16 protein-coding genes, 1 pseudogene and 1 riboswitch are annotated in these 15,310 nt (G+C 71.1%); of the genes and pseudogenes, 9 read left to right on the plus strand and 8 right to left on the minus strand.

The genetic code is table 11. The features are described from left to right. Window positions 1–264 precede the first annotated feature (264 nt). Window positions 265–1,116, plus strand: coding sequence for a DUF4352 domain-containing protein (locus tag AB0I67_RS39230; RefSeq protein ID WP_357935027.1), 852 nt, complete (start codon window positions 265–267; stop codon window positions 1,114–1,116). Between the two features lie 204 nt (window positions 1,117–1,320). Here AB0I67_RS39230 and AB0I67_RS39235 read toward each other — a convergent pair whose 3' ends face one another. Continuing rightward, entirely contained in the window at window positions 1,321–2,889 is a 1,569-nt protein-coding gene (locus AB0I67_RS39235; protein ID WP_357935030.1) for a DUF885 domain-containing protein, read from the minus strand. Window positions 2,890–2,911: 22 nt separating this feature from the next. On the opposite strand from AB0I67_RS39235, the gene AB0I67_RS39240 reads away from it, so the two are divergent. From AB0I67_RS39240 to AB0I67_RS39260, 5 genes are all read left to right on the plus strand, one after another. Next, the gene (locus AB0I67_RS39240) at window positions 2,912–4,111 is read left to right on the plus strand and encodes a DUF4032 domain-containing protein (RefSeq protein ID WP_357935033.1); all 1,200 of its coding nucleotides are present in this window, start codon (window positions 2,912–2,914) and stop codon (window positions 4,109–4,111) included. A gap of 145 nt (window positions 4,112–4,256) precedes the next feature. After that, window positions 4,257–4,628: a roadblock/LC7 domain-containing protein gene (locus AB0I67_RS39245; protein WP_357935036.1), complete on the plus strand. Its 372-nt coding sequence runs from the start codon at window positions 4,257–4,259 to the stop codon at window positions 4,626–4,628. 3 nt (window positions 4,629–4,631) lie between these two features. After that, on the plus strand, window positions 4,632–5,402 hold the full coding sequence (locus tag AB0I67_RS39250) for a DUF4388 domain-containing protein (RefSeq protein WP_357935039.1): 771 nt from the start codon (window positions 4,632–4,634) through the stop codon (window positions 5,400–5,402). Between the two features lie 32 nt (window positions 5,403–5,434). Then, window positions 5,435–5,815: a roadblock/LC7 domain-containing protein gene (locus AB0I67_RS39255; protein ID WP_357935042.1), complete on the plus strand. Its 381-nt coding sequence runs from the start codon at window positions 5,435–5,437 to the stop codon at window positions 5,813–5,815. After that, a complete protein-coding gene (locus AB0I67_RS39260; protein ID WP_357935045.1) occupies window positions 5,815–6,186 on the plus strand; it encodes a hypothetical protein in 372 nt (123 codons plus the stop codon). The genes AB0I67_RS39255 and AB0I67_RS39260 overlap by 1 nt, the downstream gene beginning before the upstream one ends. A gap of 55 nt (window positions 6,187–6,241) precedes the next feature. Here the strand turns inward: AB0I67_RS39260 and AB0I67_RS39265 are convergent, their stop codons facing one another. After that, on the minus strand, window positions 6,242–7,105 hold the full coding sequence (locus tag AB0I67_RS39265) for an alpha/beta hydrolase (RefSeq protein ID WP_357935048.1): 864 nt from the start codon (window positions 7,103–7,105) through the stop codon (window positions 6,242–6,244). Between the two features lie 164 nt (window positions 7,106–7,269). Beyond that, on the minus strand, window positions 7,270–8,091 hold the full coding sequence (locus AB0I67_RS39270) for a hypothetical protein (RefSeq protein WP_357935051.1): 822 nt from the start codon (window positions 8,089–8,091) through the stop codon (window positions 7,270–7,272). 190 nt (window positions 8,092–8,281) lie between these two features. Further along, window positions 8,282–8,417, minus strand: a riboswitch (cyclic di-AMP (ydaO/yuaA leader). A gap of 190 nt (window positions 8,418–8,607) precedes the next feature. Between AB0I67_RS39270 and AB0I67_RS39275 the strand changes: the two genes are divergently transcribed. Continuing rightward, window positions 8,608–9,558 carry an NADP-dependent oxidoreductase gene (locus AB0I67_RS39275; RefSeq protein ID WP_357935054.1) on the plus strand — a complete coding sequence of 317 codons (951 nt, stop codon included), beginning with the start codon at window positions 8,608–8,610 and terminating at the stop codon, window positions 9,556–9,558. Window positions 9,559–9,673: 115 nt separating this feature from the next. Here the strand turns inward: AB0I67_RS39275 and AB0I67_RS39280 are convergent, their stop codons facing one another. From AB0I67_RS39280 to AB0I67_RS39290, 3 genes are read right to left on the minus strand one after another with little or no spacing between them, the layout of a single operon-like run. After that, window positions 9,674–9,877 (minus strand): DUF5302 domain-containing protein, encoded by a 204-nt coding sequence (locus tag AB0I67_RS39280; protein WP_357935057.1) that lies wholly within the window; start codon window positions 9,875–9,877, stop codon window positions 9,674–9,676. Between the two features lie 49 nt (window positions 9,878–9,926). Then, window positions 9,927–11,078 (minus strand): lactate 2-monooxygenase, encoded by a 1,152-nt coding sequence (locus AB0I67_RS39285; protein ID WP_357935059.1) that lies wholly within the window; start codon window positions 11,076–11,078, stop codon window positions 9,927–9,929. Window positions 11,079–11,086: 8 nt separating this feature from the next. Then, window positions 11,087–11,395, minus strand: a complete 309-nt coding sequence (locus AB0I67_RS39290) for a nucleotide pyrophosphohydrolase (RefSeq protein ID WP_357935167.1) — start codon at window positions 11,393–11,395, stop codon at window positions 11,087–11,089. Window positions 11,396–11,497: 102 nt separating this feature from the next. On the opposite strand from AB0I67_RS39290, the gene AB0I67_RS39295 reads away from it, so the two are divergent. Together AB0I67_RS39295 and AB0I67_RS39300 are read left to right on the plus strand one after the other, a co-directional pair. Continuing rightward, window positions 11,498–12,886 carry an MFS transporter gene (locus AB0I67_RS39295; RefSeq protein ID WP_357935062.1) on the plus strand — a complete coding sequence of 463 codons (1,389 nt, stop codon included), beginning with the start codon at window positions 11,498–11,500 and terminating at the stop codon, window positions 12,884–12,886. Continuing rightward, window positions 12,886–13,467, plus strand: a complete 582-nt coding sequence (locus AB0I67_RS39300) for a TetR/AcrR family transcriptional regulator (protein ID WP_357935065.1) — start codon at window positions 12,886–12,888, stop codon at window positions 13,465–13,467. The genes AB0I67_RS39295 and AB0I67_RS39300 overlap by 1 nt, the downstream gene beginning before the upstream one ends. Window positions 13,468–13,486: 19 nt before the next feature. Here AB0I67_RS39300 and AB0I67_RS39305 read toward each other — a convergent pair whose 3' ends face one another. Together AB0I67_RS39305 and AB0I67_RS39310 are read right to left on the minus strand one after the other, a co-directional pair. Then, window positions 13,487–13,801 (minus strand): ATP-binding cassette domain-containing protein, encoded by a 315-nt coding sequence (locus AB0I67_RS39305; protein ID WP_357935170.1) that lies wholly within the window; start codon window positions 13,799–13,801, stop codon window positions 13,487–13,489. Window positions 13,802–13,893: 92 nt separating this feature from the next. Continuing rightward, a pseudogene (locus AB0I67_RS39310) lies at window positions 13,894–15,267 on the minus strand (ABC transporter ATP-binding protein); the annotation flags it as partial. Between the last annotated feature and the right edge of the window lie 43 nt (window positions 15,268–15,310).

Consider the following 15,310-nt stretch of genomic DNA (forward strand, 5'->3'; position numbering starts at 1 on the left):
CCGGTACGGCACAGCAGCGGCAAGGCCGGATCGCGCGACACCGCGTTAAGCGCTGACTTAACGCCAGAAGCGAGACGTCAGCCGGGTCCGTTCCAGCGTCTGATGACCCTCAGCTCCACGGCCTGCTGCCCCCGTCCCCGTCCGGGGGAAGCGTGACCAGATGAACGGCCGGCCGTTACTGTCCGGATGTGGACACCCGCACGCCGTAAACCGCCTCCTCGAACCGGGCGTCCCACCAGTCCCAGCCGTGTCGAGGAGAACACCATGGGCTACCCCCACCCCCCGCACGACCCCTACGGCCAGCAGCCCACCGGCCCCCACCAGCCGCCCGGGTACCCACCCCAGCCCGCCGCCCACCTGCCCAGCTACGGGCCACAGCCCGGCGTCTCCCCCTACGGCTACCAGCAGCCCGCTCCCCCACCCCCGCCGCCGCCTCCGCCGCGCCGGAGCAACCTGCCGCTGATTCTGATCCTCGCCATCGGGTTACCTCTGGTCCTGCTGGGCGGCTGCACGGCGCTGGTGTTCTCCGTCGGCGACGACGCCGCCCTCCCCGCCCGCGAGCGGATCGAGCCGTCCGCCGCCATGACCGCCGGCCCAACGGCCACCACCGAAGCCCAGCCCCCATCCGTCGACCACCAGGCTGCCCCGGAAACCAACCGAGGGGAGCCAGAGCCGGAGCCCGCCGACGAGCAGCCGTCCGCGGTTCCGGTGGGCCGGCCACTCACCCTGGAGGGCCTCGACCCCGCCCTCAAGGTGGAGGTCCAGGTCGTCAAGGTCTTCGACCCAGCCACCCCCGACAACTTGTTCATGAAACCGAGCGCCGGCAACCGGTTCGTGGCCGTCGAGGTGACCCTGACCAACGCCGGCCAGGCCGCCTACCGCGACTCCCCCTCCATAGGATCGACCCTCATCGACACCGAGGGCCGCCAGTACCGTTCCACTTTCGCCACCGTCCGCGAGGCCCAGGGTTTCGGCGGCCTCGTCTCCATGACCGGCACCGACACCCGCCGAGGCGCCCTCGTCTTCGAGGTCCCGGACGGCGTCCGCCTGGCGAAGTTCCAACTGGGCCTGGACAGCGGCCTGGCCCCTCAGCGGGGCGAGTGGCTGCTGAACTAGCGGCCTAGGACACGGGATCGGCCCGGGTCAGCCCGACGAGCCCGCTCGCCGGCCCAGGAGGAAAGGTCACCGAATCCCCGATGCTCAGCCTTCCGGGGAACCTCTCGACGCCGCCCAACACTCGGGAGACCCCGGCAAGGGGTGTGGGGGAGCTCGGCTCCCCCACACGCACAGCCCGAGCGGGCAAGCGCGAGGACGACGCAGTTACCCCAGGGCAGCAAGCTCCGCCAGCCCGAGAGGAAGCCCCCCGGACCCGGCGATCCGGTCGTGGAACTCCTTCAGGCTGCCCTTGAACGACTCCCGGATCCGGTCGATCTCCAGTGCCCCGGTGAGGTAGGAGGGCGCCTGGGTGGGCCAGGCGCAGTAGCGGTTGACCTCGCCGCGGGCGGTCTCGGGCGAGAGTGCCGACTTGGTGGCCATGAAGGTCTCGGCCTCCTCGATGGACATGTCCTCGCAGTGCAGGGCGGTGTCCACGACGATGCGTGCGGCGCGGAAGATGCGGCCGTCGAGGAAGGCGAGTTCGGTGGCGGGCGTGTCGAAGTAGCCCTGCTCGTGGACCATCTTCTCGACGTAGAGGCCCCAGCCCTCGGTGAAGTACGGCGTGCGGAAGACCTTGCGCACGGTACGGGGGTTGCCGGCCATGTAGGACAGGTGCCAGTGGTGCCCGGGGTAGGCTTCGTGGACGGCGATGTCGGGCATGCCGGCGCGGTAGTTGCTGCGCAGCCGCTGGCGGACCTGCTCGGGGGTGAAGGTGTCCGGGGTGTAGGGCACGAAGAAGTACCCGGTCCGGGAGGAGCTGAGCGGCGGCGGGGCGATGTAGTGCGCGACGGCGAGGATGGGCCGGTTGTACTCGGCCGAGGGCAGGACGACGCACTCCTCGCCCTCGGGGAAGGTGACCAGGTCGCGGGAGCGGACGAACTCGCGGGCTCGCTGGGTCTCGGCGTCGTACTCGGCGCGCATGGCTTCGAGGGTGGGCGGGTGGTCGTCCATGAGGGTCTCGAGCGCGGCCCGCCAGCCGTCGGAGGTGCCGAGGCGCCGGGAGACCTCGGTCATCTGGGCGTCGAGGAGGTTCCACTGCTCGATGCCGCGGGCGTGGAGTTCGGCCGCGCCGTACGAGAGCATCTCGCGCTCGCGCAGCAGGGTGGAGTAGAGCTTCTCGCCCATGCGCCAGGAGCCGCCGGCGCGGAAGCCTTCGAGGAAGGTGACGAAGTCGTCGAAGGCGGCGGCGGCCGGTTCGGCGGCTTCGGCCAGGCGGGCGCGGAGGTTCTCGTCGCGGACCATGCCGGGGATGGTGCGGGTGAGCAGGCCGCGGGCCGTACGGGCCTGGCCGAGGGCGCGCTGGACCATGAGGTCGGCGGTCAGGTCGGGGTCCAGGTTGGTACGGCAGGCGTCCAGCACCCCTGGCACTTCGGCGAGCTGCGAGATGGCGGCGGCGACCAGGGCGGACTCCTCCGACAGGGCCCGCTGGAACGGCACGAAGAGGGAGGAGAAGATCGCGCCGAGGTAGCCGGTGGGGTCGCGCCGCCACCAGGGCCAGTCGGCGAGGGCGAGTTCGCCGCGTAGGTGAGACATGACGAGCCCGCGGTCGATCCGGTCGTCGAGGCTGCCGCCTTCGACGGCGGAGAGCCGGGCGAGCCAGGAGGCCTGTTCCCGTTCGTAGGCCTCGAGTCCGGCGGCCGAGAAGTCTCCCAGCGTGTGCTCGTGGCCGGGCGCGCCGAGCAGGGTCGCGGAGATCGGATTATGTGCGAAGTACCAGGTGAGAAACTCGTCCACATTTGCACCATATCCTGGTGCGATGGCACTCCAGATCACCGGCGCGCTGGGCGAACCCGACCTGATCCGCCTCCCGTGGCACCTGCCGCTCGCCGAGTGGCCGGAGCACCACCTGGTGGATCTCCCCCGCGGCATCTCCCGGCACGTGGTGCGGTTCGCGCGCGTGGGCGGCAAGGTCTACGCGATCAAGGAGATCAGCGAGCGGTACGCCAAGCGCGAGTACGGCCTGCTGTGGGACCTGGCCCGGCTGGACGCCCCGGCCGTGGAGCCGGTGGCGTACGTGACCGGCCGCGACGAGGGTCTGGACGCGGCGCTGATCACGCGCCACCTGCAGTTCTCGCTCCCCTACCGCGCGGTGATGTCGGGGACGTTGCGTCCCGACACGCTCACCAGGCTGCTCGACGCGCTCGCAGTGCTGCTGGTCCGGCTGCACCTGGTCGGCTTCTACTGGGGCGACTGCTCGCTGTCGAACACGCTCTTCCGCCGCGACGCCGGGGCGTTCGCCGCCTACCTCGTCGACGCCGAGACCGGCGAGGAGCACCCGATGATCAGCGAGGGCCAGCGCCTGCACGACATCGAGATCGCGCACCTCAACATCTTCGGCGAGATGTCCGACCTGGAGGCGGGCGGCCTGCTGCACAAGGACGTGGACCCGCTGGAGACGGCCGAGGACATCGTCAACCGCTACCACCGGCTGTGGGCCGAGCTCACCTCCGACGAGATCATCGAGGAGGTGGACTGGCACAAGGTGGAGCAGCGCATCCGCCGCCTCAACCTGCTCGGTTTCGACGTGGCCGAGATGATGGTCCGCCGCAAGGTCGGAACCGGCCGGCTGATCGTGCGGCCGAAGGTGGTCGACGCCGGGCACCACCAGCGCCGCCTGCTGCGCCTGACCGGCCTGGACACCGAGGAGAACCAGGCCCGCCGGCTGCTCAACGACCTGGACGGCTTCCGGGTGGCCAAGGGGCTGCGGCACGAGGACGAGGCGGTCGTGGCGCACCGCTGGCTGGCGGAGATCTTCCAGCCGGCCATCACCGCGGTCCCCGACGAGCTGCGCCGCAAGCTCGACCACGCGCAGCTCTTCCACGAGGTGCTCGACCACCGGTGGTACCTGTCGGAGGAGGCGGGCGCGGACGTCGGACTCGACGCCGCCGTCAAGTCGTACGTGGCCAACGTGCTGGTCCACAAGCCCGACGAAAAGGCCCTGCTGCCCGAGGAATAACTCCCGTCCCAAAAAGACGATTTATCAACATAGATAGCAACTGGTTGGTCATTCTTGGCATCCGGGGCTAGAAACCCTCTCCCCCGGGACATGACGGGCCGCCGGGCCGCCTCGCGATCACGCCGAGCGCTCCTACGCTGACCCGGTGCTTGGACTAGACGACTGCCTCTCCGAGGTGATGGCCATCCCGGGTGCCATCGACGCGCTCGTTCTCGATCACAACAGCGGCATGGCCGTGGCCGCCGGCGGATCAGGCACCGACCCCGAATACTCCGCCGCCGCGCTGAGCGAGACGCTGCGCGTGATGACGGACGGCATAGCCCAGACCTCCTCCGGCGGCACGGTCCGGATCGAGGACATGATCGTGGTGAGCGACCGCGGCTACCACCTCTTCCGCCCGCTGGAGACCCGCTTCGACGGGCCTCTGGTCATCTATGTCCACCTTGACCTGGAGCGATCCAACCTCGCCCTGGCCCGGCACCTGCTGCACTCGATCTCCTCGCGGCTGGACATGTAGCCCATGCCCGCGCTCGACAGCCTCCTGTCCGGACTGGCCCTCGAACGCGCCACCGGCGCGTTACGGGTCGGCCGGCTCGGCACGGTCTTCCTCAGCGACGGCCGGGTGACCTACATCGAGTGCTCCGCCTCGACCCGGCTGGAGGACGTGCTCACCGCCGACGGCCGGGTCACCGAGAACGCGTTGCGCCGCGCCCACAAGGACGGGGCCGCCTCGCTGGTCGAGCAGGGCCTGCTCACCCGGGCCGAACTGCAGTACTGCGCGCTGATCAGCACGATGGACGCCGCCTTCTTCCTGCTGCCGGCCAGGAGCGCGCGTCCCCGGTTCGTGCCCGGCGAACGGCACTGGCTGGGACCGCAATGGTATTTCGAGGTGGCCGGGCTCGTGCGCGAGTGCGGCCGGAGGAGGGCGGAGTTGGAGCGGGCCTGGTCCTCGACGGAGCTGGACAACGTCCCGGTGGTGCCCGTGCGGCGCCTGCCAGGGGATCGTGTCGTGCTCACCTCCCTGCAGTGGGAGCTCCTCGTGCAGGCCGATCGCGAGGCGACCCCGCTCGATCTGGCCCGGCGGCTCGGGCGCCCGGCCTACACGGTGCTGCTGGCCGTACGGCAACTGGCGGCCGCGGGGCTGCTGGTGCGGGTGGCGCCGGTGGCCGAACGGCCGTCGTTGCCGCGGCGGATCAAGACCGAACTGCCCGCCGAACCGGCGCAGCCGTACGAGCCGACCGACCTCGACGTGCTCCTGCGGCTCAGGAAGGCGTTGGAGGAGCTGGCGTGAGGATCCTCACCCGCAGAAGGAGGAGGCCGTCCATGGAGCTGCAAGAGGAGGTGCTCAAGGAGATGATCCTGCTCCGCGAGCGCACGCCGGACGTCACCGGGAGCATCGCGTGCACGGTCGACGGCATGACCATCGCCTGCGAGCCCGAGTGGGACGGCGCCGAGCAGACCGCGGCGCTCTCCTCGGCGCTGCTGGCCCTCAGCCGGCGGATGACCACCCTCGTCGGCAAGGGCGCCCTGGAGGAGACGCTGGTCTCCGGGAGCGCCGGCTACGCCGCGTTCTACGCGGCGGGCCCCACGATCGTCCTCGCAGTCGTCGCCGATCCGGGGGCCAACCTCGGTCTGCTGCGGCTGGAGGGCCGGAAAGCGGCGGCGAAACTGGCCGCCATCGCATCACGATCTGGAGGTAAGTGATGGCAGGCATGGACGTCTCCCTCAAGGAGATGATGGCCATCGACGGCGCGCTCGGCGCGGCGGTGGTCGACTACGGCAGCGGCATGGCCCTCGGCGTGCTGGGCGGCTCCAAGGAGCTCGACCTGCAGGTGGCGGCGGCGGGCAACACCGAGGTCGTCAAGGCCAAGATGCGGACGATCGACACGCTGGGCCTGAAGGACCACATCGAGGACATCCTCATCACGCTCGGCACGCACTACCACATCATCCGGCCGATGACCGGCCGCGGCGGCAAGGGCCTGTTCCTCTACCTCGCACTGGACCGCAACCGCGCCAACCTGGCGCTCGCGCGGCACCAGTTGCGGGGCATCGAGGAGAAGCTCGAGGTCTGAGCGCCCGTACGGCGGAGCCGCCCGGCCCGCGGGCGGCACCGCCGCGACCCCCGCTCTAGGCGGCGGTGAGCCGGGTGATCTCGGTGACGATCCGCTCCCAGAGCGGCCGGGGCAGATCGTGCCCCATGCCGGGAAAAGTGACCAGGCGGGCGCCGGGGATGGCCTCGGCGGTCGCCTGGCCCCCGGCGAGCTGGATCAGCGGATCCTGCTCGCCGTGCAGGACCAGGGTGGGCACGTCGAGCTTGGCCAGCCGTTCGGTACGGTCGCCCGAGGCGAGGATGGCGGCGAGCTGGCGGCTGACGCCGGCCGGGTCGTGGCCGCGGTCGAAGCTGAGGCCGGCGCGGCGGGCGATGCGCTCGGCGTCCAGCCCGAAGCCCGGCGAGCCCAGGACCTTCCAGGCCGTCAGGGCTCCGGCGATCGCCTCCTCGCGGGTGCGGGCGGGCGGCGACAGCAGGGCGGCGCTGGCCTCGGGAGTGGGCGGGCCGGCCTTGCCCGGGGTGGACATGATCGAGGTGAGGCTGAGCACCCGGGAGGGGTGCGAGAGGGCCAGTTCCTGGGCGATCATGCCGCCCATCGAGGCGCCGGCCACGTGCGCGGCGGGCCAGCCCAGGGCGTCCATCAGCGCGGCGGCGTCGTCGGCGAGGTCGGACAGCAGGTAGGCGGGCTGGAACGGGGCTCCGGAGAGCGCGGCGGCCAGGTCGGGCGGGCCGGCCTCGTGCAGGTGGGTCGACAGGCCGACGTCGCGGTTGTCGTAGCGCACCACGTGGTGGCCGCGGTCGGCCAGCAGGGCGCAGAACTCGTCGTCCCAGAGGATCATCTGGGCGCCCAGGCCCATGATGAGCAGGAGCGGGCGGCCCTCGGGGGAGCCGAAGCTCTCGTAGGCGATCTCGATGCCGTTCGCGGGTACGGTCGTGGTCACGGGGAACAGAATGACATTCTGGTAGCCCGCCGTAAAGGGACCCCACCGCGAGGAGGGAGGGCCGCCGTGAAGAGGCCCTCACACATGCAGGAAAAGGAAGAGGCCCGGTGCCGTGAGGGGGATCACGGTGCCGGGCCTCTTCAGGAGGGGGGTTCGAGGAAGGTCTACTGGCGGACGAGCTTGCGCACGCGGTCGCGACCGAGGTACGCGCCGCCGCCGAGCACGGCCAGGCCGCCGACGAGCAGGACGCCGCCCCAGTTGTTGCCGTTGGCGTCTTCCTTGACGGCCATGGTCTTCAGGTCCGCGGAGGTGGCCTCCTTGGCCGGCTGCTCGGCCGGGACCGCGGCGGCGGCCACGACGGGCTCCTGGCCCTCGGGCTCCTGGTCCTTCTTCGGCTCGGTCTTCTTCACCAGCGGGATGGGCTTGGCCGGGTTGCTGTCCTTGCGGCCCCACGCGCCGGTGGAGAAGGCGACCGGGTGGTTCTTCTTGCCGACGCCGTCGCCCCACTTGGTGATGACGTACTGCACCTTGGCGTGGCCCTCGCCGCCGACGCCCTCGACCGAGAGCGAGCTGTCGTTGAAGGTGCCGCCCAGCAGGTAGGCGAAGGTCTTGGCGTCCAGGTCGAGCATGATGCCGCGGTTGGACGGGTTGCCGGGACCGCGGTCGCCGACGAAGAACGGGGCCTTCTTGCCCTTGTAGACGACGTAGCCCTCGGTGAACAGGGGCCAGCTCGGGCTCGCGGCCATGCCCTTCTGCATGGGCTTGCCGCTGGCCGGCAGGCCGGTGTCGCCGTTGCGGCCGGAGGAGTCGTCCCAGTAGTAGGACGCGGTGGTGGTGCCCTTGAGCAGGATCTGCTTCTGCTCCTGCTTGGCCACCGGAGTGAGCTGCACGGAGTCGGCGTGGGCGGGGACGGTCATGGCCATGAGGCCGGCCAGCGCACCGGAAGAGAGCAGGGTGAAAGCGCGCATGCCAAAACGGGCGGTCATGAAAAGCGAAAGTCCTTCGTGCGGAGACAGGGGCAGCGCCTGATCAATGAAGGGCGTAGCCGGGCAAAAAGGGGATGCCGACGGTCGCTACGCGAGGCGCGAAAAGATCAGTTGGTGTTGCGGTGGGGTATCAGTACCCGAGTGCCGATACGGCGCGGCCGGAGAATCTGTCACGGTGCTGCACTGGCTGTTGTCCTCTCCATCTCGCCTACCGGGTTAGCTGACGGGTTCGGGCGTGGAGATGCCCTACCGACGATGCGTCGGATTCACCCCAGATAAGTGGGTCCCCGGTTCCCGCGCGGCGCGGGATTCGGCGTCTGCCCTGCTGAGCGGGCTCCTGACTCAATGGACATTAGGCCAAGAAACGGGCAAAAGCAAAACTAAACCCATGATTAGGGCAGAAGATCTACCTTGGATGCCCACGAAACTCCAGGTCCACCCCGCCTCCCGAGTGGCCGGAACGCCTTTGATTACATGGGTTTCATCCCCCTCAAATGCGATCATTGAGGAGGAATCATGAAAGCGGTGGCTATCACCCGATTCGGCGAGCGTCCTGAGGTCATGGAAGTGCCCGTTCCGACGCCTGGACCAGGGCAGGTCCTGGTGCGGATGTACGCCGCCGGGCTGAATCCCTTCGACTGGAAGGTCACCGACGGGCTGCTGAAGGACGTGGTCCCGCACGCCTTCCCGCTCGTCATGGGCAACGACGGCGCGGGCGTGGTCGAGGCGGTCGGGGAGGGCGTCACCGAGCTGCGTCCGGGCGAGGAGGTCTACGGGCAGTTCATGAGCCTGTCCACCGGGGGCGGCTCCTTCGCCGAGTTCGCCGTCGCCAAGGCCGGCTCGGTGGCCAGGGCGCCCAGGGGGCTCACGCTGAGCCAGGCGGCGGCGGTGCCGACGGCCTCGATGACCGCCTACAACCTGGTTAAAGAAGCGCGGGTGGACGCAGGGCAGACGGTGCTCGTCGTCGGCGCGACCGGCGGCGTCGGGCAGGGCGTGGTCCAGTTCGCCGACGCGCAGGGGGCCAGGGTCGTGGCCACCGCGACCGCGGACCTGGCTCCGCTGGTGCGTGAGCTGGGGGCCGACGAGGTGATCGACCACACCGCCTCACCCGTGGCGGACCAGGTGCGGGCGTTGCATCCGGAGGGCCTGGACGTGCTCTTCGACCTGGTGCAGGACGCGGGCGGCTTCGAGGCGGCCACCGATCTGCTGCGTCCCGGCGGCATGGCGCTGACCACCCAGGGCGTGGCGGACGTGGACGCGCTGGCCGAGCGGGAGGTGCACGCGGTCAACTTCCAGAACAGCGCGAGCGTGGTGCTGCTGGAGACGCTGGCCGACCTGCTGGACGCCGAGCGCTACCGGGTGCGGGTCGACGTGGAGGTGCCGCTCGACCAGGCGGCGGAGGCCGTGGCCCGCAACCGGGCGGGGCTGGCCAGGGGCAAGACGGTGATCAAAATAGCCGGGACATGACCAACGGAAAGTGTGAGCAAAGTCGCCCGAGCCCGGCGCGCAGCGAGGGCGAGCGAAGTCGCCAGGACATGACGAAGGGGTGTGGCCAGGGCCACACCCCTTCGGTCCGGGCGCATCAACCGCTCTTGCGCCGGAACGAACGCTTGTTGGCGGCCGGGCCATGGGCGCCATGGATCTTGGACGGATCCTTGCCCCTGCCACCGGCCTCCGCGCTGGCGTGCTGGTTACGCTTGGCCTCCAGCGCCTCGCGGAACTTGCGCTTCATCTCATCTTCCGGCGAGTCAGAGCTCGACTCGGGCTCAGCCTGGGAATCAGTCATGAGGACCTCCTGGTGTAGGGGACATCCGAAGTTTCCCACGAGCGCCCAGTCAGTGCGACATCGGGCCGCCGGTCACCAGGCCCGCGAGGTCGCCGGGACCGGAGTGGCCGGACAACGCGAGGGTGATGTCCAGCTCGCCCAGCAGGCAGCGCAGCACGTGTTCCACGCCCTCCTGGCCGCCGAGGGCCAGGCCGTACAGCACCGGGCGGCCGACGAGCACGGCCCGCGCGCCGAGCGCGAGCGCCTTGACCGCGTCGGCGCCGGTGCGGATGCCGGAGTCGAAGAGCACGGTCAGCCGCTCCCCCACCGCCTCGGCGATCCGCGGGAGCGCGTCCAGGGCGGCGATGCCGCCGTCCACCTGCCGGCCGCCGTGGTTGGAGACCACCACGCCGTCCACGCCGTGCTCGGCGGCCAGCAGCGCGTCCTCGGCCGAGACGATGCCCTTGAGCAGGATCGGGCCGTCCCAGTGCGTGCGCAGGAACGGCAGGTCGGCCCAGGTCAGCCCCGGGTTGCCGAACAGGCCCGCCCAGCGCAGCACCGGGTTGTCCACGCCGGCGAAGGTCGGGTCGGTGAGGTAGTTGGCCAGCCCGGCGCCGCTGAGGAAGGGCAGGTAGCCCCGGTCGAGGTCGGCCGGCCGCCAGCCGAGCAGCCCGGTGTCGAGGGTGACGACCAGCCCGGTGCACCCGGCCGCCTTGGCCCGCGCCAGGAAGCTCCGGCAGAGGTCCTCGTCGGCCGGCCAGTAGAGCTGGTACCAGCGGGGCGCGTCGCCACCCGCCTCGGCCACCTGCTCGAAGGAGTGCGCGGCCATGGTCGAGTGGATGTACGGCAGGCCGAGCGCGGCGGCGGCGCGCACGGTGGCCAGTTCGCCTTCGGGGTGCGCGAGGGTCTGCACGCCCATCGGGGCGATCATGACCGGCGCGGGCATCCGGGTGCCGAGGATCTCCACCGACAGGTCGCGCTCGCGCTCCACGCCGCGCAGCATCCGCGGCACGATCCGGTAGCGGTCGAAGGCCTCGCGGTTGGCGCGGGCGGTGGCTCCGCTGCCGGCGCTGGGGACGATGTAGCCGAGCGCCTCGGGGCTGAGCGCGTGGCGGGCGTGCTCCTCCAGGGCGGCCAGGTCGGTCGTGAGGGCGGGGGTCTTGGCCTCCAGCATCCCGGACAGGTAGATGCCGAGCTGGTGATCACCGAAATTCTGCGCCATGGGCGCATTCAATCAGGCGGATCCGGCGGGAAGCGGCCCTCGTTGACGTCGATCTTGGCGTGCGAGGCCTCGATCAGGTCGACGCCGAGGACGTCGGCCAGCCGTACGAGGTAGATCTGCACGTCGGCGAGCTCCGAACGCAGCCGCGCGGCGGCGTCCGGGTCGTCCATGACGGTGGCGGCCTCGTCGGGGGTCAGCCACTGGAGCTCGGCCAGCAGCTCGCCGACCTCGCCGGCCAGGGCCATCGCCAGGTTCTTGGGCGTGTGGTAACGGTGCCAGTCACGCTCGTCGGCGAACCGCCTGACCCGCTCGGTCAGCTCTTTCACAGCTTCGGAGACTACCGGTGCGGTGTGATCTGTGGCACTCTCCCCCACTAGAACCAAATTTTAGAAAAAGGTTCTAGCGCAAGGGAGCACACGATGGTCGTTGCAGCGGATCGCGGGCGGCTGGGGACGCCGCCACGCGCCGGAATCAGCGCGATGGACCCGGCACCGTACGGCTGGGCCCCGCTGATCGTCCTGTTCATCGTCGGTCTGGTCGACCGGGTCGAGGCCAATCTCCTGTCCGGCATGCTGCCGCTGCTCAAGGCGGAATGGGGCCTGAGCGACACCCAGCTCGGCTCGATCCCGACCGCGGCTGCGCTGGCCGCGGCGGTCGTGGCGCTGCCGGCCGGCTGGCTGGCCGACCGCTACAACCGCACCCGGATCATCGCCGTCGTGGTCTTCGTCTGGGGCCTGGCCACGCTCGGCTCCGGCCTGGCCACCGGCTTCGCGATCTTCTTCCTGATGCGCACGGTGCTCGCCGCCGCCGAGAACATCGACAACCCGGCCTCGGGCAGCCTGCTGGCCGACTACTACCCGCCCACCAACCGGCCCAAGGCCTACGGGCTGGTGCGGGTGACCACCTACCTCGGCGGCCTCGGCACCGCGCTGGGCGGCGTGCTCGCCGCCGGGCTCGGCTGGCGCACCGGCTTCATGATCATGGCCATCCCGGGCGTGCTGACCGCCCTGCTGGTGTGGTGGCTGCGCGAGCCCGCGCGCGGCTTCCTCGACCGGGTGATCGCCCTGGGCGGCAAGGAGCCGGTGCCGGTCCCCGAGACCGCCGTCGGGCCGCGCCCCACCGAGGGCCTGTCCGACCGGCTGGCCGGGCGGATCAAGTTCGCCGGGCAGGTCAAGGCGATGCTGCGGATCCCCACGCTGACCCTGGTCTCGGTCGGCATCGGCGTGCTCACCGTCGGCCTGGCCGGCATCGCCTACTGGATGCCCACCTACATCTTCCGCGCCTTCAAGGTCCCGCTCGGCGAGGCCAGCTCGGTGGCCGGCCTGATCAGCGTGGTCGGCGTGCTGATCGGCACCCTGCTCGGCGCCTGGATGGGCCGCCGCGCGCACGGCACCCGCAAGGGCGGCCGGCTGCTGGTCGGCGGGCTCGGCATCACCCTCGGCGCGGTGGTCCAGGCGCTGGCCCTGATGATGGACAGCTACCTGGCGCTGATCGTGATGGTGCTCGTCTTCACCATCCTGTCGGCCACCGCCATCCCGAACATGACCGCCGCCATCGCCGACGTGGTCGGAGCCGACTCGCGCGGCCTGGCCTTCGCGGTGCTGCAACTGTTCACCACCGCCGGCGCGGCGGTCGGCCCGCTGGTGGTCGGCATCGCCTCCGACCGCAGCGGCTCGCTGCTCACCGCCATGTTCGTGCTGGTGATCCCGATGGTCCTGGGCGGGCTGCTCTGCCTGCTGGCGCGCGGGTTCTTCGACCGTGACGCGCAACGCGTCCTGGACAGCGCCCGCGCGGCTACGATCGAGTGATGTCCTGGCAGTGGAGCCGTACCGCGGAGACCCGCCGGAGCATCCTCGACGCGGCCCGCGAGGTCTTCACCCGGTACGGCTTCGCCGACGCCAGCATCGCCGAGGTGGTGCGCCGCTCCGGATGCAGCACCGGCAGCCTCTACCACCACTTCGGCAACAAGGGCGAGCTCTTCCTGGCGCTGTACGAGGAGCACCAGAACGCCCACGAGCAGGCCTCCGCCTCGGCCGTGGCCGCCGCCAAGGCGGCCGGGTGCACCGAGCCGATCGAGCTGTTCGCCGCCGGTGCGCGGGCCTTCCTCGAAGGCTGCTGGGAGCGGCGCGACCTGGTCCGGCTCTTCTCCGACGGCGGAGGGCCGCCCGGTTTCGAGGCGCTGCGGCGCGGCCGGGGGCGCGACTGGCTGCGGCAGAACTCGGTGCTGCTGCGGGCCGGGGGCGGCGCCTTCGAGCGGCTCAAGGTCGGCATGTTCACCAGCGCGATGGGCGAGGCGGGGCGGGAGGTGGCCATGTGCGAGACGCGGGCGGAGGCGATGGAGGTCATCGAGGCGGCCGGCACCCTGATCCGCCGCCTCGGTCACGTGTAGGAGGCGGCCCGGAAGACGCTCACGTATAGGAGGCGGCTTGGAGGGTGAAGAGCTCGGCGTAGCGTCCCCCCAGTGCCATCAGCTCCGCGTGGCCGCCGTGCTCCACGATCCGCCCCTCGTGCAGCACGTAGATGTGGTCGGCCGAGCGGACGGTCGAGAAGCGGTGCGAGATGAGCAGCACCGTCCGCCCGGCGAACAGCTCCTTGATCCGCACGAACAGCTCGTGCTCGGCGCGGGCGTCGAGGGCCGCGGTGGGCTCGTCCAGCACGATGAACGGCGCCTGGCGGAAGAAGGCCCTGGCCAGCGCGACGCGCTGCCACTGGCCGATCGACAGGTCCCCCCGCCCATGAACTCCCGGCCGAGCATCGTCTCGTAGCCGTCGCGCAGCTTCTCCAGGAAGCCCGCGTCGGCCTGGTGGGCCGCCTGCCGTACCGCCTCGTGGTCGGCGGCCTGCCGGTACCGGCCCAGGGCGATGTTCTCGCGGGCGGTCAGGTGGTACTGCACGAAGTCCTGGAAGATGACGGTGATCTGCTCGTGCTGCGGTGAGCGGGCGGTGTCGTGGCCGTCCCAGGTGATCCGGCCCGTGTCCGGGCGGTAGAGCTGGGCCAGCAGCTTGGCCAGCGTGGTCTTGCCCGAGCCGTTCTCCCCGACCAGCGCGGTCACCTCGCCCGCGCGGACGGTCAGGTCCACCTCGCGCAGCGCGGGTACGGCGGAGCCCGGGTAGGCGAAGGTGACCCCCTCGGCCCGCAGCTCGGTGAAGGGCGGCAGCGTCTCGGACTCGGCCGGCGCCTCCCGCCCGGCGCCGAGCCGCAGGAACTCCTCGTAGTCGCGGACGAACAGCGACGCCTCGTAGAGCTGCGCCGTGCCGACGCCGAGCTGGGCGGTGGTCCCGGCGAGCTGGATCATCGCCGCGACGGCCGCCCCGGCGGAGGGCAGGTCGAGCCGCCCGCTGAGATGCAGCCAGGCGAGCGCGGCGAAGGCCGCCCCGACCACCAGCGCGGAGCCGACCGCTCCGGCCAGCGAGCGCAGCATCACCTTCCGCGTCATCTCGCGCAGCTCGCGCACCCGCTCGGCGCTCAGCCCGGCGTGCTTGTCGCGCAGGTAGCCGGCCAGGCCGAAGGCCCGCACCTCCTTGGCCGTACCGCGGTCGGTGAGCAGGTGGGCGAGGTACTGCCGGGCCCGCTCCAGCGGCGTCATGCCGACGAAGAACCTGAAGGTGGCCTGGCTGTTCAGCTTGGTCACCAGCCACAGCGGCACCGCGGTGAGCAGCAGCAGCGGGATGAGCAGCGGCTGGAGCACGAAGAGCACGGCCAGCCCGCCGGCCGCGGCGGTCACCGCGCGGGCGAGCATGAACAGGCCCTGCACCATCTGCATGGTGCGCATGCCCGAGCCCATGGTGGCGCGCTGGAGGCGGTTGTAGAACTCGTGCCCCTCGAACTCGGCCAGGTCCACCTTGGCGGTCACGCCCAGGATCCGGCTCTGGGTGTGCTGGTTGACCAGCTCGCGCAGCAGCTCGTTCTGTTCCTGCTCGGCGATGGCGGCGAAGCGTTGCAGCGCGCCGACCGCGACCAGGGCGGCCAGCCAGGGCAGCAGCGCGGGCAGGCTGGCGCCGGGCCCGAACAGCACCTCCAGCAGCTCGCGGCCGACCAGGAGCTGCGCGGCCACCGCGACGCCGTTGAAGACCTGCAGCCCGGATGCCCACAGCAGTTCCCTGGGGGCGGCCCGGCGGGCCAGGCGGAAGGAGGCGGCCAGCAGGCGGGGCAGGTCCCGCCAGTCGCGCGGGGTGCCGTCCTGGCGCATGAGGTCGTCGATGGTGAACGGCCGCTCCTCCTCCGGAGGGCCT

The sequence above is a fragment of the Nonomuraea sp. NPDC050310 genome, from assembly GCF_040655795.1.
Lineage (GTDB): Bacteria > Actinomycetota > Actinomycetes > Streptosporangiales > Streptosporangiaceae > Nonomuraea.